We start from the raw sequence: 22,994 nt of genomic DNA, 5'->3' as shown, positions 1-22,994 counted from the left end.
ATCTGGCCGGCCGGGCGCGCAAGCCGCGCAAGGCCGCCAAAGGAGTGGGAAAAATGACTGGCATCGTGCGTATCGACGACGAGGTGCTCGGGGTCGAGGAATTCGTGCGCCTGCTCAAGCTGACCGGGCAATTCGAAGGGCTGGTCGAGCAGATCGTGCGCGACAAGCTGACCGTGCACGCCGCCAGGCGGGAGGGGCTGGTGGTCACGCCCGAAGAGATCCAGGAACGCGCCGACCAGTTCCGCCGCGTGCAGGGCCTGCACCGCGCCGCTGACATGAATCACTACCTGGATGCGCTCAATGTCAGCCTGGACGAGTTCGAGGCCTTCATCACCGACAACCTGTATCAGGAGCGGATGATGGAACAGGTGTGCAGCGATGCCGCGGTGCAGGAGTACTTTGCGTTGAATTCGCCGCGCTTCGACAGCATCGAGGTCAGCCATATCGTGGTCGACAGCGAAGGCAAGGCGAAGGAACTGATCTCCTACCTGCAGGACGATCCCGGGGCCTTTGCCGAGATGGCGCGCGAGCACTCCATCGCCGACACGCGCGAGCGCGGCGGCGAAATCGGCAAGGTGCTGCGCGGCTCGCTCAAGACCGAGATCGAGGCCAAGGTCTTCAACGCCGAGCCGGGCGACCTGCTGGGGCCGTTCCCGGCCGCCGACCGCTCGTTCTTCGAGGTCTTCCTGGTGCGCGCCAAGCACCCGGCCACGCTCGACGGCGAGGTGGCGGTCGAAGTGCGCCGGCTGCTGCGCGAGGACTGGCTGATGGCCAGGGCGCAGGAACATGTCATCGAAGCCCGCTAGCGAGGCCGCGCCGGCCGCCGACGGCGCCGCCACGGCCGCCCCGCAGGAGCCGGCGGCGGGTTCGGCGCTGGCCGCTTTCCTGGCTGGCGTCGAGATCCTGTCGGTGCTGACGCCGGAGGAGCTGGCGCGCCTGGCCGACGCCGCGCAGGTGCTGAGCTTCGGCTTCGGTGACACCGTCTGCAATGCCGGCGAAACCGCGCCGGGCCTGTTTATCGTCAAGTCCGGCTCGGTGCGCGTGTTCAACGAGGAGCACGGCAAGGAAATCAGCATGGGAGTGCGCAAGACCGGCGAGGTCTTTGCCGATCTCGCGCTGCTGCGCGAATACCGGCACGAGTCGTCGGTGCGGGCCTCGGGCAAGACCGAGCTGCTGATGATTCCGCGCAGCGTCAGCGAGCCCCTGGTGGCCGGCAACCCCGCCGCGCTGGCCTTTATCACCAGCTATGTCGCGATCAGCTCGGCCGGCGGCTTTGTCGCGCGGCTGTTCGACCTGCGCGGCAAGCTCGACAAGCAGGAGCTGGAGGACGCGGTGCGCAGCGTCGGCGTGAAGCGCGTCGCGGCCGGCCGGGAAATCCTGAAGCAGGACGGACGCGACGACCGGCGCCTGTATGTGGTGCGCCAGGGTACGGTGCGCATCGTGCGCAGCGAAGAGGGCGGCGAGTTTCCGCTGGCGACGCTGGGCCAGGGCGATATCTTTGGCGAGCGCGCCTGCGTGATGCGGCAGGAGCAGCTGGCCGCGGCGATTGCCGAGACCGACGTGCGCCTGCTGGTGATCCCCGAGAAGACCGTGCAGCTGATCCTGGAGCGCAACCCGCGCCTGCGCGAGGTGCTGGAGGAGCGCATCCGGGTGCTGGACCGCGAGCTGCACCGGCAGAAGAAGCTGGCCGAGCGGCGCCGGCGCCCGGTGCTGCTGGACCTGGCCTCGAAGCCGGAGCTGGGCGAGAAGCTGATCCGCCGCTTCGCGCTGGTCGAGCAGGCCGAGGAGATGGACTGCGGCGCGGCCTGCCTGGCGATGATCTGCCGGCACTACGGCATCCCGATGACGCTCGGCAAGCTGCGCGAGCTGGCCAACGTCACCACCCAGGGCGCCACCCTCGACAGCCTGGCGCGGGCGGGGGAATCGCTGGGCTTCACCACGCGCGGGGTGCAATGCACGCGTGATTCGCTGCTGGGCTTCGAGCTGCCGTTCATCGTCCATTGGGAGGGCTACCACTATGTAGTGGTGTATGGCATCTCGTCGCGCTGGGTGTGGGTGGCCGATCCCGCCATCGGCTTTCGCAAGATGAGCGCCGAGGAATTCGAGCGCGGCTGGAGCGGCACCTGCCTGCTGTTCGCGCCCGGCGAAAGCATGACGCAGCTGTCGGTGCAGCGCTCGCCATGGCTGCGCTTCATCGGCTACCTGGCGCCATACAAGAAGATCCTGGCGCACCTGTTCCTGGCGACCTTCGTGATCCAGATGCTGGGGGTGGTGCCGCCGCTGATCATCCAGAACATCCTGGACGGGGTGGTGGTGCACCAGAACGTCGGGCTGCTGCACCTGCTGATCGCGGGGCTGATCATCTCGAGCGTGTTCTCGCAGCTGATGTCGACGATCCGCGCCTACCTGGCCAACTTCATGGTGCGCAACATGGATTTCGCCATGATGTCGCACTTCTTCCGGCACACGCTGTCGCTGCCGCTGTCGTTCTTCGCCAAGCGCAAGACCGGCGACATCTTCGCGCGCTTCCAGGAGAACCAGACCATCCGCGCCTTCCTGACCGAATCGACGGTGACCACGGCGCTGAACCTGCTGATGGTGTTTATCTACTTCACCATCATGTTTCTGTATAACGTCAAGCTGACGCTGCTGCTGATCGCCTTCGTGATCCCGATCGCCGCGCTGACGGTGGTGGTGACGCCGCGGGTCAAGGCCTATGCGCGCGACGTATTCGCGGCGTCGACCGATGCCAAGGCCTACCTGATGGAGACGCTGGGCGGCGCCGAGACGGTCAAGGGCATGGGCATCGAGCGGCCGGTGCGGCTGCGCTGGGAGCGCAAGTACACCAAGGCGCTGGAGGCGCAGTACAAGGCGCAGCAGTTCCATATCCTGGTGGGGCTGGCGAGCCAGTTGCTCAATGCCGCCACCACCATCGCGGTGCTGTGGGTGGGCGCGACGCTGGTGCTGGAGCGCGAGCTGACCATCGGCCAGCTGATTGCCTTCAACGCCTTCATGGGCAGCGTGCTGGCGCCGCTGATGGGTCTGGTGGCGCTGTGGGGCCAGCTCAACGACGCCGGCGTGGCGATGGAGCGGCTTGGCGACGTGCTCGACCTCGAACCGGAGCAGAAGCCGCAGGACGTGCTGTCGCGCGTGATGCTGCCTGACCTGCAGGGCGAGATCGTGATGAAGGACCTGTACTTCCGCTACGGCGGCGAGGACACGCCTTACGTGCTGGAGAACATCAGCTTCGCGATCCGCCCCGGCGAGATGGTCGCGATCGTCGGCCGCAGCGGCTCGGGCAAGACCACGCTGGCCAAGCTGCTGGTGGGCTTCTACAAGCCCACCGAGGGTTCGATGACGGTCGACGGCTACGACCTCAACGTGATCGACGCGGCCTTCTACCGCGCGCAGGTGGGCTACGTGATGCAGTCCAACCTGCTGTTCTCCGGCACCATCGCCGAGAACATCGCCTGCGGCGACGACAGCCCGGACCGGCGCCGCATCGAGGAGGTGGCGCGCATGGCCGACGCCCATGCCTTTATCAGCAAGCTGCCGCTGGGCTACGAGCAGGTCGTCGGCGAACGGGGCATCGGCCTCTCGGGCGGGCAGATCCAGCGGCTGTGCATTGCGCGCGCGCTGTACCACGACCCGCGCCTGCTGGTGTTCGACGAAGCCACCTCGGCGCTGGACACGCAGTCCGAGAGCAACATCCTGGCCAATATGCAGGAAATCCTGCGCGGGCGCACCGCGGTCATCATCGCGCACCGGCTCAGCACCATCATGCAGGCCGACAAGATCCTGGTGCTGTATGAAGGCGCGATCGTCGAGCAGGGCCGGCACGAAGAGCTGCTGGAGCGCAAGGGCATGTATTTCCAACTGGTGCAGAAGCAACTGAGCGCAGCATGAAGCTATACAACCAGGGCGCCACCCCCGTCTCGGTGACTTCGCCGGTGTCGTTCGCCGGGCTGATCGAAAAGATCGAGATCCTGCGCTCGACGCTGCGCTGGGCGTCGAAGCTGGACCGGCCCGAAATCGAGAAACTGCTCAAGCAGGCCACCACGCTGCGCGACGAGGTGATGGGCCTGTCGCACAAGGAGCGCTTCGTGCAGGCGGCATCGTCCGCCGACGCCGCCGCCGCGGCCGCAAGCGCGGCCGCGGCCGCGCCGCCGCCGCCGGAGGTCGAACGGCTGCCGCGCGAGCGGCGTCAGGCGCTGATGGAGCGCAGCTTTATCTTCGAAGGCACCTTCGGCGACAACCCCCGGCTGCTCGAAGCGCTGGAAATCGCCGAGAAGGCCGCGCCCACCGACCTGCCGGTGCTGATCGACGGCGAAAGCGGCACCGGCAAGGAACTGATGGCCAAGGTGATCCACGCCAACGGCGCGCGCACCGACAAGCCGTTCATCTCGGTCAACTGTGGGGCCATTCCAGACAGCCTGCTCGAATCCGAGCTGTTCGGGCACAAGAAGGGCGCCTTCACCGGCGCCAGCAACGACCGGCGCGGCAAGTTCGAGAGCGCGCATACCGGCACCATCTTCCTCGACGAGATCGGCGAACTGCCGCTGACCGGGCAGGTCAAGCTGCTGCGCGTGCTGGAGGCGCACGAGATCCAGCGGGTCGGCTCCGACGAGATCATCTCGGTCGATGCGCGCATCGTCGCGGCGACCAACAAGGACCTGCGCCGGATGAGCCAGGCCGGCACCTTCCGCGAAGACCTGTTCTATCGGCTGAGCGTGATCCACGTCAGCCTGCCGGCGCTGCGGGAGCGGCGCGACGAGATCCCGCTGCTGGTGTCGTACTTCAGCGACGAGGCCGCCGGCATGCTCAGGCGCGCGCCGGTCAGGCTGACGCCGCGGCTGCGTGACTTCCTGCTGCACTACGACTACCCCGGCAATATCCGCGAGCTGCGCAACCTGCTGTACCGGCTGAGCTGCCTGGCCGGGGATACCGCCGACCTGCCGCACCTGCCGCAGGACATCCGGCCGAAGCCTGCCGCGCTGGCGGTGGTCGGCGCCGGCGCGGCCGGCGCCGACATCGCCATGGCAACCTCGCTCAGCGAAGCCAAGCGCGCTGCCAGCGACGAGGCCGAGCGCGCCTTCCTGGAGCGCGGACTGCAGGAGGTGGGCGGCACCGTCGCCGAGCTGGCCCGGCGCTTCGACATGAACCGCTCGCACCTGCAGATGCTGCTGAAGAAGCACGGCATCCACTCGAAGGACTTCCGCGCCAGCCGCCAGGCCGAAGCCGGCAAGGGGTAGGGCGCGGCGGGCGTCAGGCGTCGAGCTCGGGGTTGACCAGGGTGCGATCCGGGCCACACGGGTCGGCCGCGCGCAGCACCACTACCGAGATGTTGTCGCGGCCGCCCGCATCGAGCGCCTTCTGCACCAGTGTCAGCGCGGCCTGCGCCACGTCCTGCTGGGCCAGCACCGCGGCGATCGCGTCATCGTCGACCTCGTTGCTCAGCCCGTCGCTGCACAACAGGTAGACGTCGCCGTCGGCCACGTCGGTCAGCAACTGTTCCGGCGCCAGCGTCGGGGCCGCGCCGACGGCGCGCGTGATGGTGTTCTGCGCGGGATGGTGGCGCGCCTGCTCCGGCGTGATCAGGCCGCGCGCAAGCAGGCGCTCGACCTGGTTATGGTCGCGCGTGAGGCGCGCCAGCTGGCCGCCGCGCAGCCGGTACAGGCGGCTGTCCCCGGCCCACAGGCAGGCACAGCGGCTGTCGCCGGCCAGCAGGACCACCACCGTGCTGCCGATGCAGCGCACGCCGAGGCGCGCGGCTTCGTCGACCAGCGCCAGGTTCACGCCCTGCAAGGCCGCGCGCGTGGCGTCGATCCGGTCCTCCAGGCGCGCCTGCGGCGGCAGCGCCGCCAGCGCCCGCACCACCGCCTGGCTGGCGAAATCTCCCACGGCATGGCCGCCCATGCCGTCGGCCACGGCCCACAATTCCTGTCCGGGCAGGTCGAGGCAGGCGTCCTCATTGCGCTCGCGCACGCGCCCGACGTCCGTGCACGCCGCCGAGGTCCACTGGAAATGCGAGTCGAAACCCAAGCTGGTCTCCGCTGCGATCCGCAACGATCCACGCCAGCGCCCGCGGGGGTCCGGGCAAGGCCGGATCAGACTAGCCGGCCGTCGTTCCTGGCACCCTGGTCGCCCCGGACATTGATGTTGGCGTTTGGCGCGTTGTTGCGGATATCGATGTTCTGGAACTGGTTGTTTATCTGATCAGCATAGAAGCTGTAGTTGATCTCGTAAAAGTTGATCACGGTGCCGAGCGGCGCCGGCGACGACGGCACGAACGGCCGGATCCAGCCGAACACCCACTGTCCCCCCGCGCCGCGTACGCGCGCCATGGCGGCGGGGGCAAGTTCGCGGCAGCTGGCAAGGTCATTGATCGAGAGGGTGGCCATATGTGGTCTCCGGTGAAAGGCGTCGATGCGCCGGGGGCGGTACGGCTGATCGAGCAAGCAGCGTGCCACCGGGGGCAACGGGACCGGCGCAGGCCGGAAGCGGTGGTGTGGCGCCGATTCCGGGCCGGTCGGGGACCAGTTGCCAATTGCGGCTGGCGCCGCCGCGTTGGATGCACGCCGACACCTGGCATGCCGGTGTCGGGCGACACCCACCACCGCGCCGGCGACGGGCCGCGGGCGTGCGGATTTTGATATACTCCCGCCCGTCTCCAGGATCACCGCGCCAGCGGCTTGCCGTCCTGGCAGTCCTGTCCCTCGCCGTAGTTCAATGGATAGAACGAGCGCCTCCTAAGCGCTAGATACAGGTTCGATTCCTGTCGGCGGGACCATAGATGCCCGGCATTGCCTGCCAGCCCTCGCTTTCCCCGCGCTTCAAAGCATTCAGCGCAACCGTCGCGCGCCGCGTTCCGCTGCGGGCCCCGTAGCGTCCGGCGATAGACGCCGCAGCCATGACCCGTCCCTGTCAAGTGTTGCCTTGTCGGACAAAAGCCGATACCCGCGCTCGGGCCGACTACAGATACTCACTCCCGTCAGCTTTGGAGCAGCCATGTCGGACGGACACGTTCACGTTTTACGGATCGAGGGACTTCAGTGGGTCGTGGAGAGCGCGTGCGGCGGCGAGGGCCGTCTATTCTTTCCCAGCCGGGAGGCGGCCATCGCGGCCGGCACGGCGAAAGCGGAGGAAAAGTGTGTCGACCTGGTCGTGCACACGCGCGATGGCCGTATCGGAAGGCGCATTTCCTTTGGCAAGGAGGGGGAGAACCGGCGCTCGATGCTGGTCAATGCGCGCTCGTCTTCGAAAACAGCTGGATCACCGCCACCCCGGCAATGATCAGCCCGATCCCGACACAGGCGGCCAGGTCCGGCACCTGCCGGTACAACACCACGGCGATCAGCGACACCAGCACGATGCCGGCGCCACTCCAGATCGCATAAGCGATGCCGACCGGGACCGTGCGCATCACCAGCATCAGCAGATAGAAGGCGGCGACGTAGCCGGTGACCACCAGCACGCTGGGCAGGAGCCGCGTAAAGCCTTGCGAGGCCTTCAGGCTGCTGGTGGCGATGACTTCGGCGACGATGGCGAAGGCGAGCAGCAAATATCCGTTCATGGCATGCAGAAGAGGCTGGCCGGCATGGGCCTGAGCCGGCATCTTAGCGCTCCGCGCATGTTGCGCCAAAGCCGCTCCCTCCCTCGCGGTGGTTGTGCGAGGCGGCAAGGGCGGGTTGAATGTGACGGGCAGAACCATAACAAGCGGGTGCACGCTGGCCCGCGGCAAGAGGGGCATCCAGGCAGTCGCGGTAATTTTGCCTGACCAGGCCGGCACGAAATCGAGAACACATGACGATGCCGGCGGCGGGCATGGGGATTAGGGGAGCGGTATGCAGCACACAGGCATCGGCGGCGTGGCTGTCCCGCCATCGTCGGCATCATCGTCGACATCGGGGTCAGGGGACCCTTCCAGCGCGCCGGACGCGAATCCATGGCACGACACCATTGCGGCGGCGGACCAGGCGCTGGAAGAGGCCGCGCGCATCCAGCGCGGCGTGCAGCACAACCTGAAGCTGCTGCAGGAGGTGCGCGCGCTGCGTGAAGAACTGCGCAAGGCCCATGCGGAGATCGACCGCTACCGCGGCATGCATGCCCGCGTGGTGATGGGCATGCGCAAGCTGGAGGAAGAGAACACCAGTGCGATGAGCCGGCTGCAAGCCGACACCGAGATGCTGCGGGTGCGGCACCGGGTCTACCGGCTGCTGGCCGAGCACTACGCGCGCGTGGCGCTGCGGCTGGATCCGCAGGCCTTTGCCGGGGACCGCGACCGCGTGCTGCAGCACATCCTGTTCCAGCGGCGCAAGGGCGTGCTGCCGGAGGAAATCGGCCTGTCCGACCTGGCTTTCCTGCTGCTGTAGCCCCGCGCCGGGCCTGCCGTCAGGCTCCCCGGCGGCGCAGCGCGTGATAGGCGAGCATGCCGCCCACCACGCCCCAGAATGCCGAGCCGATGCCCGCGAGGGTCATGCCCGAGGCCGTGATCATGAAGGTCAGCAGGGCGGCTTCGCGCTCGGCCGGGGCTTGCATGGCGACGGTCAGGCCGTTGGCGATCGAGCCCATCAGCGCGAATGCGGTCACGCCCACCACCAGCGCCTGCGGAAAGGCGGCGAACAGCGCGGCGATGCTGGCGGCGAGCGTGCCCGCGACCAGGTAGCCGACGCCGCAGACCACCGCCGCGGTATAGCGGCGGTGGCGGTCGGGGTCGGCCTGCGGGCCGGTGCAGATTGCCGCGGTAATCGCCGCCAGGTTGATGCCGTGCGAGCCGAACGGTGCCAGCGCGGCCGAGGCCAGCCCGGTGATGGTGATCAGGCGCGACGCCGGCACGTGGTAGCCATCGGCCTGCAGCACGGCCAGCCCGGGAATGTTCTGCGACGCCAGCGCGACGATGAACAAGGGGATCGCCAGGCTGATGAAGGCCGGCATCGAGAACGCCGGCGTGGTCCACACCGGCACGGCCAGTTCCAGCCGCACGCCGGCGAAATCGAGTTGGCCGAGCACCCCGGCCACCACCACGCCGGCCAGCAGCACCCCCGGCACCGCATAGGCCGGCCACAGCCGCCGCCCCAGCAGGAAAGCGGCGAACATCGCCAGCAGCAGCACGGTCTGGTGCTGCGCCTGCACGAACACGTCGACGCTGATGCGGAACAGGATGCCGGCCAGCAGCGCCGAGGCGATGCTCGCCGGCAGGGCGCGCATCAGCTTGTCGAACCAGCCGGTCATGCCGGCCGCGGTCATCAGCAAGGCGGCCAGCAGGAAGGCGCCGATGGCCTCGGCATAGGGCACGCCCGGCAGGCTGGCGATCAGCAGTGCCGCGCCGGGCGTGGACCATGCCACCACGATGGGCACGCGCAACGCCAGCGACAGGCCGATGGTGGTGATCCCCATGCCGATCGACAGCGCCCAGATCCACGACGAGATCTGCGCGTCGCTCAGGTGGGCCGCGTGTCCCGCCTGGATCATCAGCACCAGCGAACTGGTGTAGCCGGTGAGCGTGGCGACCAGCCCGGCGACAAGCGCCGACACGGACAGGTCGGAAAATTTCAGCGAAGCGGTGGTCATGGGGCGGGCAGCAGGCACTTGGGTACGGCCGCCATCTTCGCATGAGTGCCTTGGCCGTACCAATTCGGCCCGGATCGGCGCGGCCGCGGCGCGGCGCCCCCGCTAGACGGGGCTTTCCCTTACGGACTTGTCCGACTGGAGCGGGCCGTGGACCGTTGTTATGCTGGTTCCGTGCCTTGCGAGCAGGGCACCGAGGAGAGACTCTTGGGCCCGCAGTGCGCGGGCCCTTCTTTTTTGCCCGTGCCGGGTCAGGCTGCCGGTCGTCTACAATGCGGGCTGCCGCCGGGCGCGCCCGCGCCGCCGGCCCGTCCCATCTTTCCTCGCGGTCTCGCCTTCCTTCCCATGGCCCTGTTTTCCATTACCGATGCCCAGCTTGCCTTCGGGCACGTGGCCCTGCTCGACCACACCGACTTTTCGCTGGAGGCCGGCGAGCGCGTCGGGCTGATCGGACGCAACGGTTCGGGCAAGTCCTCGCTGCTGAAGATCGTGGCGGGGCTGTCGGCGCCGGACGACGGGCTGATCGCCCGCCAGAGCGGCGTGACCAGTGCCTACGTGCCGCAGGAGCCGCAGTTCGCGCCCGGCATCACCGTGTTCGACGCGGTATCGCAGGGCATGGGCGATGCGCACGACCTGCTGGTCCGCTACGAGGCCGCCGCCGACCGCGTTGCCGAGCACCACGACGACGAAGCGGCGCTGGCCGAACTGCACCGGCTGCAGTCCGAGCTCGACGCCGCCGGCGCCTGGCAGTTGCGCACCCGCGTGGAAACCACGCTGGCCCGGCTGGGGCTGGATTCGCACACGCGTGTCGACGCGCTCTCGGGCGGGCTGCAGAAGCGCGTGGCGCTGGCGCAGGCGCTGGTGGCCGAGCCCGACATCCTGCTGCTGGACGAACCCACCAACCACCTCGACGTGGAGGCGATCCGCTGGCTGGAAGACCTGCTGCTGCAGTTCCGCGGCAGCGTGCTGCTGATCACCCACGACCGCGCCTTCCTCGACCGCGTCGCCACGCGCATCGTCGAGCTCGACCGCGGCCGGCTGGTGTCCTTTCCCGGCAACTTCGCCGCCTACCAGGCGCGCAAGGCCGAGATGCTGGCCGCCGAGCAGGTCGAGCAGGCCAAGTTCGACAAGCTGCTGGCGCAGGAAGAGGTGTGGATCCGCAAGGGCGTGGAAGCGCGCCGCACGCGCAGCGTGTCGCGCATCCAGCGGCTGGTGGCGATGCGCAACGAGCGCGCCGCGCGCCGCGAGGTGCAGGGCAATGTCAGGCTGGAGGTGTCGCAGGCCGACCGCTCCGGCAAGATCGTGGCCGAGCTGGTCGATGTGAACAAGGCCTATGGCGACAAGGTGGTGGTGCGCGATTTCACCGCCACCATCATGCGTGGCGACAAGGTCGGCCTGATCGGCCCCAACGGCGCCGGCAAGACCACGCTGCTGCGCCTGATCCTGGGCGAGCTGGCACCCGACAGCGGCACCGTGCGCAACGGCAGCAACCTGCAGGTGGCGTATTTCGACCAGATGCGCACCGCGCTGGACCTGGAGAAGTCGCTGGCCGACACCATCAGCCCGGGCAGCGACTGGGTCGAGGTCAACGGCCAGCGCAAGCACGTGATGAGCTACCTGGGCGACTTCCTGTTCGCGCCGGAGCGCGCACGCTCGCCGGTCAAGTCGCTGTCGGGCGGGGAGCGCAACCGGCTGCTGCTGGCGCGGCTGTTCGCGCGGCCGGCCAATGTGCTGGTGCTGGACGAGCCCACCAACGATCTCGACATCGACACGCTGGAGTTGCTGGAGGAGCTGCTGCAGGACTACGGCGGCACCGTGTTCCTGGTGTCGCACGATCGCGCCTTCCTCGACAACGTGGTGACCTCGACGCTGGCCGCCGAAGGCGATGGGGTCTGGCGCGAGTCGGTCGGGGGGTATTCCGACTGGGTCGAGCAGTCAGCGCGCAGCGCCGCGCTGCAGGCGGCGCGCAAGCCGGCTGAGCAGAAGCTGGCCGAGCCGGCCAGGGGCAAGGATACGCGCGAGGCGCGCGGGGCCAATCGGACCGTCAAGCTGTCGTACAAGGAGCAGCGCGAGCTGGATGGGCTGCCTGAGCGGATTGCGTCGCTGGAGACCGAGCAGAAGACGATCTCGGCGCAACTGGCGGATGGCTCGCTCTACGTCAGCGATGCGGCCAAGGCCGCGCTGCTGGCGACGCGGCACGACGAGATCGAGATGGAACTGCTGGAAGCGCTGGAGCGCTGGGAAGTGCTGGAGGCGAAGTCAAAGGGCGAGTGGGCGTAAGGTCCTGAGAGCGTCTGGCACGCAGTTGGTTTGCTCCCCTCTCCCGCCTGCGGGAGAGGGGCCGGGGGTGAGGGCAGGCGCGTGGCAAGCATGTCAGCGCCTCACTTCGCCAACCCTCTCCCGCAAGCGGGAGAGGGGGCACACAGTCGGCATGGTCGAAGCGCCTCAGTCCGGCTCTTACCCACACCACGCCAACACCATATTCGTAAGGTCCACCACGAACGACGGCCGCAGGTACCCCACGAATCCCGCCGCCAGCAGCCCGGCCAGCCCCGCCAGCCCGGCCGCCTTCGCCACGCGTGCGCGAACCATGGCCATCACGCCGCCGCCGGCTGCGCCCGCACCAGCGCCTGCTCGCGAATCGGCAGGTTGACCAGCGCAGCCACCACCCCCAGCGCGATCGCGAGCAGCCACACCGTGTTGTATCCCCCGGTGCGGTCATAGAGATAGCCCCCCAGCCACGCGCCCAGGAAACTGCCGATCTGGTGCGAGAAAAACACCACCCCCGACAGCATCGACAGGTATTTCACCCCGAACACCTGCGCGATGATGCCGTTGGTCAGCGGCACCGTCGACAGCCACAGGAACCCCATCAGCGCCGCGAATACCCAGGTGCTGGCCACCGTCAGCGGCAACAGCAGATAGCCGGCGATCACCACCGCACGCGCGAGGTAGATGAAAGCGAGCAGGTAGCGCTTGGGCAGGCGCTGGCCCATGGCGCCGGCGGTATAGGTGCCGAACACGTTGAACAGCCCGATCAGCGCCAGTGCCACCACGGCCACCTTCGGATCCGTCAGCCCCTGGTCTTTCAGGTACGGCGCCAGGTGCACGCCGATAAAGACCACCTGGAAGCCGCACACGAAGTAGCCCAGTGTCAGCAGCTGGAAGTTGCGGTTGCCGAAGGCTTCATGGATGGCCTGGCCGATGGTCTGGTGGTGGCCGCCGGTGTGGGCGGCCTCGCGCGGCTCGCGCAGGGTCAGCGCCAGCGGCAGCATCACGCAGGCCATCAGCGCCATCACGTACAGCGCGTTCTGCCAGCCCAGGCCGGAGATCAGCCCCTGTTCCACCGGGATCATCAGGAACTGGCCGAACGAGCCCGCCGCCGCGGCGATGCCCATGGCCCAGATCCGCTTTTCCGGGCTGGCCACGCGGCCGATCACGCCGTAGACGATGCTGTAGGTGGTGCCGGACTGGGCGATGCCGATCATCACTCCGGCGCCGGTGGCGAAGGCGGTGCCGCTGGTCGCCAGCGCCATCACCACCAGGCCGGCGACGTACAGCGCCACGCCCGCCAGCATGATGCGCAGCGCGCCGAACTTGTCGGCCAGGGCGCCGGCGAAGGGCTGGCTGGCGCCCCACATCAGGTTCTGCAGCGCCAGCGCAAAGGCGAAGGTCTCGCGGTTCCAGCCGTGGGACTGCGTGATCGGCAGGTTGAACAGGCCGAAGCCGTGCCGGATGCCCATCGAAAGCGTGACCAGCAGGCCACCGCACACCAGCACGGTGGTCAGGGAGAGTTGTCGGTTCTGCATGTCTTGGCTCGGTGTGCGGCGGCCGCGCCGGGTGGGGGCGGCGCCGACAGGATTGTCTGTGCTTGTTGTCTTACCGCGCCGAAACGGCAATCGGGCTTGCCGGGGGCCGGGTGGTGGGGAGTTTACTCCGCCCCGGGAAAACGCGTACGGCGCCGCCCGCATCGGCGGCGCCCCGGCAACAAGTGCCGGCGGCCCGGCAAGCCGGGCCGGCGCAGGCTGCAAGGGCGGGCGTTTTTCCGCGGGAATGGCGTCGCGCGCTTCCATTACAATGCAGTGCCCGGTGCCCCGGCGCGTGCACAGTTGTGCGCCTCGCGGCAGCCGGGACCATCACTTTCGTAGCGACTCCATGGCGAGCAAAACCAGTCAGTACAGCGAATCTTCCATCCGGGTCCTGAAGGGCCTGGAGCCGGTCAAGCAGCGCCCCGGCATGTACACCCGGACCGACAACCCCCTGCATATCGTGCAGGAGGTGATCGACAATGCCTCGGACGAGGCCCTCGGCGGCCATGGCACCGAGATCCTGGTGACCCTGCATCGCGACGGCAGCCTCAGCGTGGAAGACGACGGCCGCGGCATCCCGGCGGGCATCCACCCGGAAGAGGGCGTGCCCGTGGTCGAGATCGTGTTCACCCGCCTGCATGCCGGCGGCAAGTTCGACAAGGGCAAGGGCGGCGCCTATGCCTTTTCCGGCGGCCTGCATGGCGTCGGCGTCTCGGTGACCAATGCCCTGTCGACGCAACTGGACGTGACCGTGTGGCGCGACGGCATGTGCTCGACGCTGACCTTCTCCGGCGGCGACGTGACGGTGCCGCTGGCTTCGCGCAAGCTCGAGCGCGGCGAAAAGAAGAACGGCACGCGCGTGCAGGTATGGCCGGACGCGAAGTATTTCGATTCGGCCGCGATCCCGCTGGCCGAGCTGCAGCGCCTGCTGCGCAGCAAGGCGGTGCTGCTGCCGGGCGTCAAGGTCACGCTAGTGACCGAGAAAACCGGCGAGCGCCAGACCTGGCAGTACGACCAGGGCCTGAAGGGCTACCTGGTGGAGGCGCTGGCGCAGGGCAGCGCTCAGGGGCCAGATCGCGAGCTGGTGATCCCGATGTTCGAAGGCGAGCACTTTGCCGACCCCGACGCCAACCCCGGCGAGGAAGGCTTTGCCGACGGCGAGGGGGCCTCGTGGGTGGTGGCCTGGACCGAGGACGGCGCGCCGGTGCGCGAGTCCTACGTCAACCTGATCCCCACGCCGGCCGGCGGCACGCACGAGTCCGGCCTGCGCGAAGGACTGTTCCAGGCGGTCAAGAGCTTTATCGAGATGCATGCGCTGCAGCCCAAGGGCGTCAAGCTGATGAGCGAGGACGTGTTCGCGCGCGCCTCGTTCGTGCTGTCGGCCAAGGTGCTGGACCCGCAGTTCCAGGGCCAGATCAAGGAGCGCCTGAACAGCCGCGACGCGGTGCGGCTGGTGTCCACCTTCAGCCGCCCGGCGCTGGAGCTGTGGCTGAACCACCATGTCGAGTACGGCAAGAAGCTGGCCGAGCTGGTGATCCGCCAGGCCCAGGCGCGCACGCGCGCGGCGCAGAAGGTCGAGAAGAAGAAGGGCTCGGGCGTGGCCGTGCTGCCCGGCAAGCTGACCGACTGCGAATCCACCGACGTGACCCGCAACGAGCTGTTCCTGGTCGAGGGCGACTCCGCCGGCGGCTCGGCCAAGATGGGCCGTGACAAGGAATTCCAGGCCATCCTGCCGCTGCGCGGCAAGGTGCTGAACACCTGGGAGACCGAGCGCGACCGCCTGTTCGCCAACAACGAGGTGCACGACATTGCCGTGGCCATCGGCGTGGACCCGCACGGCGCCAGCGACGAGCCCGACCTGTCCAACCTGCGCTACGGCAAGATCTGCATCCTGTCCGACGCGGACGTGGACGGCGCGCATATCCAGGTGCTGCTGCTGACGCTGTTCTTCCGGCATTTCCCGAAGCTGATCGAGACCGGCAACGTCTATGTGGCGCGCCCGCCGCTGTTCCGCGTCGATGCGCCCGCGCGCGGCAAGAAGCCGGCGCAGAAGCTGTACGCGCTGGACGAGGGCGAGCTTGAAGCCATACAGGACAAGCTGCTCAAGGACGGCGTCAAGGAAAACTCGTGGCAGATCTCGCGCTTCAAGGGCCTGGGCGAAATGAGCGCAGAGCAGCTGTGGGAAACCACCATGAACCCCGACACGCGGCGCTTGCTGCCCGTGATGCTGGGCGAATACGACCTGCCGCAGACCGTCGAGATGATGAACATGCTGATGGGCAAGGGCGAGGCCGCCCAGCGCCGCAGCTGGCTGGAAGAGAAGGGCAACGAGGTCGAGGCCGACATCTGAGCCGGGCGCCGCGCCGCGGGCTCTGCCGCTCCGCTGCCAGCCCGGCGCGATTGGCGCATAATGCCCGCTCCGGTCCGCCCACTCTGGAACGCACGATGACGACGAGAACCCCCGGCAACTCCTGGCGCAAGGCAACCGCGGTCCTGCTGGCGCTGGCCGGGCTCGCCTGCGTGCCGGCGGCGCATGCCGAGCTGTGGGGCTTTATCGATGCCGACGGCGTGGCGCACTTCGCCGACCAGAAGCTCGACGCGCGCTACAAGCTGTTCATGAAGGACGGCGGCAAGCTCGACACCGGCCGCCTGGCCGCACGGCAGGCGCAGGCGGCGCGCGGTGACATCGACCTCGACATCGACCTGGAGCAGCACAAGCTGTACCGCTACGTCGTCAACCATCCCAACATCAAGACCGTCGAGCCGCTGATCCACCAGATCGCCGGCAGGCAGGATGTCGATCCCGCGCTGGTCAAGGCGGTGATGGCGGTGGAGTCCGGCTTCAACCCGGCGGCGGTGTCGCCCAAGGGCGCGATCGGCCTGATGCAGGTGATTCCCGACACCGGCGCGCGCTTTGGTGTCAGCGCCGATGCGCGCCGCACCATCGAGCAGAAGCTGGCCGATCCGCGCACCAACATCACCGCCGGGGTGCGCTACCTGAGCTGGCTGATGCAGCAGTTCCCCGACAACCTCGAGCTGGTGCTGGCGGCGTACAACGCCGGCGAGGGCGCGGTGCAGCGCTACAACAACCGCATCCCGCCCTATCCCGAGACGCGGCAGTATGTCAGCACCGTGCTGCAGTTCTACCGGCTGTATCAGCCGCAGCAGGGCGTGGTGCTCAGGCGCGCCGGCGCCGGCCCGGGCGATGGCAGCGGCCCGCGCGTGAAGATGGTGATCGGCGCGCGCCGGCCCATGCCCTGAGCGACACCCAAGAATCACAAGCAACCGGTGCGCCGGCCGTCGAGGTCCGACGCGTGGCGCGCCGAATCCTTGCCTATCCATGGAACAACAAGACATCACGTTTCAACCTGAAGAGCCGGCCGATTCGCTGACGCTGGCCCGCTACGCCGAGCGCGCCTATCTGGACTACGCCGTCAGCGTGGTCAAGGGCCGCGCGCTGCCCGAGGTGGCCGACGGCCAGAAGCCGGTGCAGCGGCGCATCCTGTTCGCGATGCACGAGATGGGCCTGCGTGCCGACGCCAAGCCGGTCAAGTCCGCGCGCGTGGTCGGCGACGTGCTGGGCAAGTTCCATCCGCACGGCGACCAGTCCGCCTATGACGCGCTGGTGCGGCTGGCGCAGGATTTTTCGCTGCGCTACCCGCTGATCGACGGCCAGGGCAACTTCGGCTCGCGCGACGGCGACGGCGCCGCGGCGATGCGCTACACCGAAGCGCGCCTGACGCCGATCTCGCGGCTGCTGCTCGACGAGATCGACGAAGGCACGGTCGATTTCATCCCCAACTACGACGGCTCGATGCAGGAGCCCAAGCTGCTGCCGGCGCGGCTGCCGTTCGTGCTGCTCAACGGCGCCTCGGGCATCGCGGTGGGCATGGCCACCGAGATCCCGCCGCACAACCTGCGCGAGGTCGCCGCGGCCACCGTGGCGATGATCCGCAACCCGAACATCTCGCTGGCCGAGCTGCTGGCGCTGATGCCGGGGCCGGACTATCCGGGTGGCGGCCAGATCATCTCGCCGGCATCCGACATTGCCCAGATCTACGAAAACGGCCGTGGCAGCCTGAAGGTGCGCGCGCGCTGGACCATCGAAGAGCTGGCGCGTGGCCAGTGGCAGCTGGTGGTGACCGAACTGCCGCCGAATACCTCGGCGCAGAAGGTGCTGGAAGAGATCGAGGAAATCACCAACCCCAAGATCAAGACCGGCAAGAAGGCGCTGACGCAGGACCAGCAGCAGCTCAAGGCCACCGTGCTGGCGGTGCTCGACGCGGTGCGCGACGAGTCCGGCAAGGACGCGCCGGTGCGACTGGTGTTCGAGCCCAAGAGCAAGAACATCGACCAGCAGGAGTTCATCCAGACGCTGCTGGCGCATACCAGCCTGGAATCCGGCGCGCCGATCAACCTGGTGATGATCGGCACCGACGGCCGTCCGCGCCAGAAGGGCCTGCGCGAGATCCTGGGCGAGTGGATTGCGTTCCGCTTCGATACCGTCACGCGCCGCACGCGCCATCGCCTGGGCAAGGTCGAGGATCGCATCCACATCCTCGAAGGCCGGATGCTGGTGCTGCTCAATATCGACGAGGTGATCCGCATCATCCGCGAGAGCGACGAGCCCAAGCCCGCGCTGATCGAGGCCTTCGGCCTGAGCGACCGCCAGGCCGAGGACATCCTGGAAATCCGGCTGCGCCAGCTGGCGCGCCTGGAAGCGATCCGCATCGAGAAGGAACTGAAAGCGCTGCGCGAAGAGCAGGCCGAACTCGACGTGCTGCTCAAGTCCGAGACCATGATGCGCCGTCGCATCATCAAGGAGATCGAGACCGACGCCAGGCAGTACAGCCCGGAAGACAAGGACCCGCGCCGCACGCTGATCCAGGAACAGCGCCGCGCCGCCGCCGAGGTGCGCGTGATCGACGAGCCGGTGACGGTGGTGATGTCGCAGAAGGGCTGGGTGCGCACGCGCCAGGGCCATGGCCACGACCCGCAGCAGTTCACCTTCAAGGCCGGCGATGCGCTCTACAACACCTTCGACTGCCGCACCGTCGACGTGCTGCTGGTGTTCGGCACCAACGGCCGGGTCTATTCGGTGCCGGTCTCCAGCCTGCCGGGCGGGCGCGGCGACGGGGTGCCCATCACCACGCTGATCGAACTGCAGCCCGGCAGCCAGGTGGCGCACACCTTTGCCGGCAGCGCCAGCCAGCGCGTGCTGGTCGCCACCGCGAGCGGCAACGGCTTCCAGACCACGGTGGGCGACATGACCGGCCGGCAGAAGGGCGGCAAGTCGTTCCTGACGCTGGACGACGGCGACGCCCCGCTGCCGCCGGCGCCGATCGGCGACGAGGCCACGCATGCGGCCTGCCTGTCCGGCAACGGCCGCCTGCTGCTGGTGGCGCTGGACGAAGTGAAGGTGCTGTCGGCCGGTGGCCGCGGCGTGATCCTGATGGAGCTGGAGCCCAGGGAGAAGCTGCTGCAGGCGGTCGCCGTGGGCGCGCCGGGGCTGGTGCTGTCCGGCACGGGCCGCGGCGGCAAGCCGTCGTCGCAGAAGCTGGCCGGGCAGTCGCTGCTGCCGTATGTGGGCAAGCGCGCGCGCAAGGGCAAGCAGATCGAGGCGAAGCTGAAGGAGCCGAGGATCGATCCGGTGCGCGTGGAGGCGCCGGGCAACGGCAACTGAATTTTGCCGGAGCGAGTGTTGTCGCCCCTCTCCCATTTATGGGAGAGGGGCGGGGGAGAGGGCCGGCGTGTCCACGCAGGGACGCGCTTTCATGCTTGCCGAAGTCCTGCCCTCTCCCCCGGCCCCTCTCCCGCAAGCGGGAGAGGGGAGAAAACAATCGCTCAATCCACCCCCACGAACCCCCCCGTCTGATGCGCCCACAGCCGCGCATACAGCCCCCCATGCGCGAGCAATTCCGCATGCGTGCCGCTTTCCACGATATGCCCGCGGTCCAGCACCACTAGCCGGTCCATCCGTGCGATGGTCGAGAGCCGGTGCGCGATGGCAATCACCGTCTTGCCCTGCATCAGCGTTTCCAGGCTTTCCTGGATCGCGGCTTCCACTTCGGAATCGAGCGCCGAGGTCGCTTCGTCGAGGATCAGGATCGGCGCGTTCTTCAGCAACACCCGCGCGATCGCGATGCGCTGGCGCTGTCCGCCTGACAGCTTCACGCCGCGTTCGCCGACCTGCGCTTCCAGCCCGGTGTTGCCGTGGGCATCGATCAGGTTGGGAATGAACTCGTCGGCGCGGGCGCGGTGCAGCGCCGCAGCCAGCTCGGCTTCCGTGCTGGAGGGCTTGCCGTAGAGCAGGTTCTCGCGGATCGAGCGGTGCAGCAGCGAGGTGTCCTGCGTGACCATGCCGATCTGCGCGCGCAGGCTTTCCTGCGTGACCGTGGCGATGTCCTGGCCGTCGATCAGGATGCGGCCGCGCTCGACGTCGTAGAGCCGCAGCAGCAGGTTGACCAGGGTCGATTTGCCGGCCCCCGAAGGGCCGACCAGGCCGATCTTCTCGCCCGGCCGCACGGTCAGGTTGACGCCTTCGATCACGCCCGAGCCCTTGCCGTAGTGGAACCCCACCTGCTCGAAGCGGACTTCGCCATGCGTGACCAGCAGCGGCTGCGCGTTGGCGCGGTCGGTGACCTGGCGCGGCACGGCGATGGTCTTCATGCCGTCCTGCACTTGCCCGACGTTCTCGAAGATGCCGTTGACCACCCACATGATCCAGCCCGACATATTGTTGATGCGGATCACCAGCCCGGTGGTCAGCGCGATCGCGCCGGTGGTGACATGGCCGGTGCTCCACAGCCACACCGCCAGCCCGGTGGTGCCGGCGATCAGCGCGCCGTTCATCGCGGTGATGGTGACGTCCATGCCGCTGACCATGCGCCCGGCCTGCCGCGTCTTCTCGGTCTGCTCGGCCATGGCGTCGCGTGCGTAGTCCTCTTCCTGGCGGGTATGGGCGAACAGCTTGAGCGTGGTGATATTGGTGTAGCCGTCGACGATGCGCCCCATCAGCTGCGAGCGCGACTCGGTGGCGACCACCGAACGGTGCTTCACGCGCGGCACGAAGTACAGCAGCGCGGCCACGTAGCAGACGATCCACAGCAGCAGCGGGATCATCAGGCGCCAGTCGGCCTGCGCGAACAGCACCAGCGAACTGACCGCGTAGATCACCACGTGCCACAGCGCGTCCACCGCCTGCACCGCGGAGTCGCGCAGCGAAAAGCCGGTCTGCATGATGCGCTGGGCGATGCGCCCGGCAAAATCGTTCTGGAAGAACGACAGGCTTTGCTTGAGCACGTAGCGGTGGTTCTGCCAGCGGATCAGGTTGGACAGGCTGGGGCTGATCACCTGGTGCACCAGCACGTCGTGCAGGCCGAAGAAGATGGGGCGCAGCAGCACCGCCACCACCGCCATCCACACCAGCTCGTTGCGGTGCCGGCTGAAGAACTCGGCGCCGGGCGTGGTCTGCGCCATGTCGACCAGCCGGCCGAGGAAGCTGAACAGCGCCACCTCGATCAGCGCGCCAACCAGGCCCACCAGCAACAGCAGCACGAACACGCCCCAGACCTCGCGCAGGTACCAGGTGTAGAAGCGCAGCACCTGGCCCGGCGGCTCGCGGTCGGGCATATGGCGGAAGGGGTCGATCAGTCTTTCCAGGCGACGCAACATGGCAGGGTTCCCGTTGTGTGCCACGGCACGCCCCGCTCGTCCTGGTGGGATGACGGGCGCTTGCGGCGGATCAGACGCAACATGATACGCGCCTTGCCCAACGGAAAAGCCCCGCCGGGGGCGGGGCCTGGTCTGAAATGCCATGCCGAAACCCCTGCAGCGGCAGGGCGTGCAAGCGCGTCAGGGGTGGTGGATCACCATCTGCGTGAACGGCGGCACGTAGGCCTGCAGCGTCACGAACAGGCCTACCAGGATCGCCAGCACGATCGAGTGGAAGAACACGTAGCGCAGGATGTCGCCCTCGTGGCCGTACCACTTGGTCGCGGTCGAGGCGACCACGATCGACTGCGCGTCGATCATCTTGCCCATCACGCCGCCCGAGCTGTTGGCCGACGCCATCAGCACCGGCGACAGCCCCAGCTGCTCGGCGGTGGTCTTCTGCAGGCCGCCGAACAGGACGTTAGAGGCCGTGTCCGAGCCGGTCAGTGCCACCCCCAGCCAGCCCAGCATGGTGCCGAACAGCGGGTAGAACACGCCGGTGTGGGCGAAGGCCAGGCCCAGCGTGGCATCGAGGCCCGAATAGCGGGTCAGGTAGCCGACCCCGAACATGGCGCAGATGGTCAGCAGCGAGTAGCGCACCAGCTTGATGGTTTCCCAGTACTCCTTGAACAGCCGCGGCACCGAGTAGCCCATCAGCAGGCCGCCGGCGATGGCCGAGACGAAGATGCCGGTGCCGGCCATCGACAGCACGTTGAAGTTGAACACCGCGCCTTCGATGACTTCCTTCGGCACCACCGGCGGCACCTTGACGATGGCCTTGTCCAGGCCCGGCACCGGGAATTTCCAGGCCCACAGGCTATCCATCAGCTTCTTGAATTCGGGGATGCCCCACACGAACACGAACACCGTCAGGATCACCCACGGCATCCAGGCCCTGGCCACCGAGATGCCGGCCGAGGCGGCGCTGGCGCGGGCGTCGGCTTCGAGCGCCTCGGGGTGGTCGACCTTGGAGTCGTCGTGGCGGCCGAGGATCTTGGTCGAAGTCCAGATTTCCTTCGGATGCCAGACCTTCAGGAACAGCGTCAGCGCGCCCATCGACACCAGCGCGGCGATCACGTCCACCAGCCACGGGCCGTGGAAGTTCGACACCAGGAACTGCGGAACGGCGAAGCTCACGCCCGCCACCAGGATCGCCGGCCAGATCGCCAGCATGCCGCGGAAGCCGGCAAAGGCCCAGATCAGCCAGAACGGCACGATCACCGAGAAGAACGGCAGCTGGCGGCCGATCATGGCCGACAGGTCGAGCAGGTCCAGCCCGGTCACCGAGGCCAGTCCGATGATCGGCGCGCCCAGCGCGCCGTACGCCACCGGCGCGGTGTTGGCGATCAGCGCCAGGCCCGAGGCCGCCAGCGGCGAGAAGCCCAGCCCGATCAGGATCGCGCCGGTCACGGCCACCGGCGTGCCGAAGCCGGCCGCGCCCTCGAAGAAGGCGCCGAAGCTGAACGCCACCAGCAGCAGCTGCAGGCGCCGGTCTTCGGTGATGCCGGAGATCGAGTTCTGCAAGACCTTGAAGGATCCGTTCAGCGTGGTGAGCCGGTGCAGGAAGATGATGTTCAGCACGATCCAGCCGATCGGGAACAGCCCCGAGACGATGCCCAGCCCCGCGGCCTTGCCCGCCATTGCCGCCGGCATGCCGAACACAGTGGAGGCAACCACGATGCCGATGAGCAGCGCCAGGCCGGCCGCCAGGTGCGCCTGCATATGAAAGAAAGCCAGCGCTGCCAGCAGCACGGCGACGGGAATGCCCGCGGCAATGGTCGACAGCGCCATATTGCCTAGCGGGTCATAGACTTGACTCCACACGATCGAAATCCTCCTCTGGTTTGGCTCGGGCGCCCGGGCGATCTGCGTGCCCTGGAAACTCCCGCATGCGGCTTTGCACTG

16 protein-coding genes and 1 tRNA gene are annotated in these 22,994 nt (G+C 68.1%); 10 read left to right on the top strand and 7 right to left on the bottom strand.

All coding sequences use genetic code 11. The annotated features are described in order from the left end of the window. The first annotated feature begins 53 nt into the window (after positions 1-53). The 3 genes from CBM2586_RS11195 to CBM2586_RS11185 are packed head-to-tail and all read left to right on the top strand — an operon-like array spanning position 54 to position 5,252. Entirely contained in the window at positions 54-806 is a 753-nt protein-coding gene (locus tag CBM2586_RS11195) for a peptidylprolyl isomerase (protein ID WP_115687541.1), read from the top strand. Continuing rightward, positions 787-3,906 (top strand): peptidase domain-containing ABC transporter, encoded by a 3,120-nt coding sequence (locus CBM2586_RS11190; protein WP_240987917.1) that lies wholly within the window; start codon positions 787-789, stop codon positions 3,904-3,906. Before CBM2586_RS11195 ends, CBM2586_RS11190 begins: the two co-directional genes overlap by 20 nt. Further along, the gene (locus tag CBM2586_RS11185; RefSeq protein WP_115687539.1) at positions 3,903-5,252 is read left to right on the top strand and encodes a sigma-54 interaction domain-containing protein; all 1,350 of its coding nucleotides are present in this window, start codon (positions 3,903-3,905) and stop codon (positions 5,250-5,252) included. The genes CBM2586_RS11190 and CBM2586_RS11185 overlap by 4 nt, the downstream gene beginning before the upstream one ends. 13 nt (positions 5,253-5,265) lie before the next feature. Here the strand turns inward: CBM2586_RS11185 and CBM2586_RS11180 are convergent, their stop codons facing one another. Then, the gene (locus CBM2586_RS11180; RefSeq protein ID WP_115663704.1) at positions 5,266-6,042 is read right to left on the bottom strand and encodes a PP2C family protein-serine/threonine phosphatase; all 777 of its coding nucleotides are present in this window, start codon (positions 6,040-6,042) and stop codon (positions 5,266-5,268) included. 65 nt (positions 6,043-6,107) lie between these two features. Continuing rightward, positions 6,108-6,401, bottom strand: coding sequence for a hypothetical protein (locus CBM2586_RS11175; RefSeq protein WP_115661595.1), 294 nt, complete (start codon positions 6,399-6,401; stop codon positions 6,108-6,110). Between the two features lie 314 nt (positions 6,402-6,715). Here CBM2586_RS11175 and CBM2586_RS11170 point away from each other — a divergent pair. Then, positions 6,716-6,790: transfer RNA gene (locus CBM2586_RS11170), tRNA-Arg, on the top strand. 218 nt (positions 6,791-7,008) lie between these two features. Further along, entirely contained in the window at positions 7,009-7,293 is a 285-nt protein-coding gene (locus tag CBM2586_RS11165; RefSeq protein WP_115687537.1) for a DUF2188 domain-containing protein, read from the top strand. Here the strand turns inward: CBM2586_RS11165 and CBM2586_RS11160 are convergent. Beyond that, positions 7,241-7,573, bottom strand: coding sequence for a DMT family transporter (locus CBM2586_RS11160; RefSeq protein ID WP_115663705.1), 333 nt, complete (start codon positions 7,571-7,573; stop codon positions 7,241-7,243). The genes CBM2586_RS11165 and CBM2586_RS11160 overlap by 53 nt on opposite strands. Before the next feature lie 271 nt (positions 7,574-7,844). On the opposite strand from CBM2586_RS11160, the gene CBM2586_RS11155 reads away from it, so the two are divergent. After that, on the top strand, positions 7,845-8,372 hold the full coding sequence (locus tag CBM2586_RS11155; protein ID WP_115687535.1) for a hypothetical protein: 528 nt from the start codon (positions 7,845-7,847) through the stop codon (positions 8,370-8,372). Positions 8,373-8,391: 19 nt separating this feature from the next. Here CBM2586_RS11155 and CBM2586_RS11150 read toward each other — a convergent pair whose 3' ends face one another. Continuing rightward, positions 8,392-9,570, bottom strand: coding sequence for a benzoate/H(+) symporter BenE family transporter (locus CBM2586_RS11150; RefSeq protein WP_115687533.1), 1,179 nt, complete (start codon positions 9,568-9,570; stop codon positions 8,392-8,394). Positions 9,571-9,912: 342 nt separating this feature from the next. Here CBM2586_RS11150 and CBM2586_RS11145 point away from each other — a divergent pair, with 342 nt between their 5' ends. Then, positions 9,913-11,847: an ATP-binding cassette domain-containing protein gene (locus tag CBM2586_RS11145; RefSeq protein WP_115687531.1), complete on the top strand. Its 1,935-nt coding sequence runs from the start codon at positions 9,913-9,915 to the stop codon at positions 11,845-11,847. Between the two features lie 317 nt (positions 11,848-12,164). Here the strand turns inward: CBM2586_RS11145 and CBM2586_RS11140 are convergent, their stop codons facing one another. Further along, complete coding sequence (locus CBM2586_RS11140) at positions 12,165-13,376, bottom strand: MFS transporter (protein WP_115661602.1); 1,212 nt, start codon at positions 13,374-13,376, stop codon at positions 12,165-12,167. Between the two features lie 346 nt (positions 13,377-13,722). Between CBM2586_RS11140 and CBM2586_RS11135 the strand changes: the two genes are divergently transcribed. The 3 genes from CBM2586_RS11135 to parC all read left to right on the top strand — a co-directional run bounded on the left by CBM2586_RS11135 (position 13,723) and on the right by parC (position 19,059). Continuing rightward, complete coding sequence (locus CBM2586_RS11135; protein WP_115687529.1) at positions 13,723-15,726, top strand: DNA topoisomerase IV subunit B; 2,004 nt, start codon at positions 13,723-13,725, stop codon at positions 15,724-15,726. A 95-nt stretch (positions 15,727-15,821) separates the two neighbouring features. Beyond that, on the top strand, positions 15,822-16,637 hold the full coding sequence (locus CBM2586_RS11130) for a lytic transglycosylase domain-containing protein (RefSeq protein WP_115687527.1): 816 nt from the start codon (positions 15,822-15,824) through the stop codon (positions 16,635-16,637). A gap of 79 nt (positions 16,638-16,716) precedes the next feature. Beyond that, positions 16,717-19,059 carry a DNA topoisomerase IV subunit A gene (gene parC, locus CBM2586_RS11125; RefSeq protein WP_115687525.1) on the top strand — a complete coding sequence of 781 codons (2,343 nt, stop codon included), beginning with the start codon at positions 16,717-16,719 and terminating at the stop codon, positions 19,057-19,059. A gap of 161 nt (positions 19,060-19,220) precedes the next feature. Here parC and CBM2586_RS11120 read toward each other — a convergent pair whose 3' ends face one another. Further along, positions 19,221-21,050 carry an ABC transporter ATP-binding protein gene (locus tag CBM2586_RS11120; RefSeq protein ID WP_115687523.1) on the bottom strand — a complete coding sequence of 610 codons (1,830 nt, stop codon included), beginning with the start codon at positions 21,048-21,050 and terminating at the stop codon, positions 19,221-19,223. A 180-nt stretch (positions 21,051-21,230) separates the two neighbouring features. Next, positions 21,231-22,913, bottom strand: a complete 1,683-nt coding sequence (locus CBM2586_RS11115) for an L-lactate permease (protein WP_115663707.1) — start codon at positions 22,911-22,913, stop codon at positions 21,231-21,233. Positions 22,914-22,994: the final 81 nt, after the last annotated feature.

It is taken from the genome of Cupriavidus taiwanensis, assembly GCF_900250115.1.
GTDB classification, from domain to species: Bacteria; Pseudomonadota; Gammaproteobacteria; order Burkholderiales; family Burkholderiaceae; genus Cupriavidus; species Cupriavidus taiwanensis_B.
Note: the sequence above shows the minus strand (reverse complement) of the source record. Positions and strands in the feature narration are given on the sequence as shown.

What these genes read in the sequence shown, in the direction of transcription:
- CBM2586_RS11195 (WP_115687541.1), top strand. Translation starts at nt 54, where the DNA reads ATGACTGGCATCGTGCGTATCGACGACGAGGTGCTCGGGGTCGAGGAA.
- CBM2586_RS11190 (WP_240987917.1), top strand. Translation starts at nt 787, where the DNA reads ATGTCATCGAAGCCCGCTAGCGAGGCCGCGCCGGCCGCCGACGGCGCC.
- CBM2586_RS11185 (WP_115687539.1), top strand. Translation starts at nt 3,903, where the DNA reads ATGAAGCTATACAACCAGGGCGCCACCCCCGTCTCGGTGACTTCGCCG.
- CBM2586_RS11175 (WP_115661595.1), bottom strand. Translation starts at nt 6,401, where the DNA reads ATGGCCACCCTCTCGATCAATGACCTTGCCAGCTGCCGCGAACTTGCC.
- CBM2586_RS11165 (WP_115687537.1), top strand. Translation starts at nt 7,009, where the DNA reads ATGTCGGACGGACACGTTCACGTTTTACGGATCGAGGGACTTCAGTGG.
- CBM2586_RS11160 (WP_115663705.1), bottom strand. Translation starts at nt 7,573, where the DNA reads ATGAACGGATATTTGCTGCTCGCCTTCGCCATCGTCGCCGAAGTCATC.
- CBM2586_RS11155 (WP_115687535.1), top strand. Translation starts at nt 7,845, where the DNA reads ATGCAGCACACAGGCATCGGCGGCGTGGCTGTCCCGCCATCGTCGGCA.
- CBM2586_RS11150 (WP_115687533.1), bottom strand. Translation starts at nt 9,570, where the DNA reads ATGACCACCGCTTCGCTGAAATTTTCCGACCTGTCCGTGTCGGCGCTT.
- CBM2586_RS11145 (WP_115687531.1), top strand. Translation starts at nt 9,913, where the DNA reads ATGGCCCTGTTTTCCATTACCGATGCCCAGCTTGCCTTCGGGCACGTG.
- CBM2586_RS11140 (WP_115661602.1), bottom strand. Translation starts at nt 13,376, where the DNA reads ATGCAGAACCGACAACTCTCCCTGACCACCGTGCTGGTGTGCGGTGGC.
- CBM2586_RS11135 (WP_115687529.1), top strand. Translation starts at nt 13,723, where the DNA reads ATGGCGAGCAAAACCAGTCAGTACAGCGAATCTTCCATCCGGGTCCTG.
- CBM2586_RS11130 (WP_115687527.1), top strand. Translation starts at nt 15,822, where the DNA reads ATGACGACGAGAACCCCCGGCAACTCCTGGCGCAAGGCAACCGCGGTC.
- parC (WP_115687525.1), top strand. Translation starts at nt 16,717, where the DNA reads ATGGAACAACAAGACATCACGTTTCAACCTGAAGAGCCGGCCGATTCG.
- CBM2586_RS11120 (WP_115687523.1), bottom strand. Translation starts at nt 21,050, where the DNA reads ATGTTGCGTCGCCTGGAAAGACTGATCGACCCCTTCCGCCATATGCCC.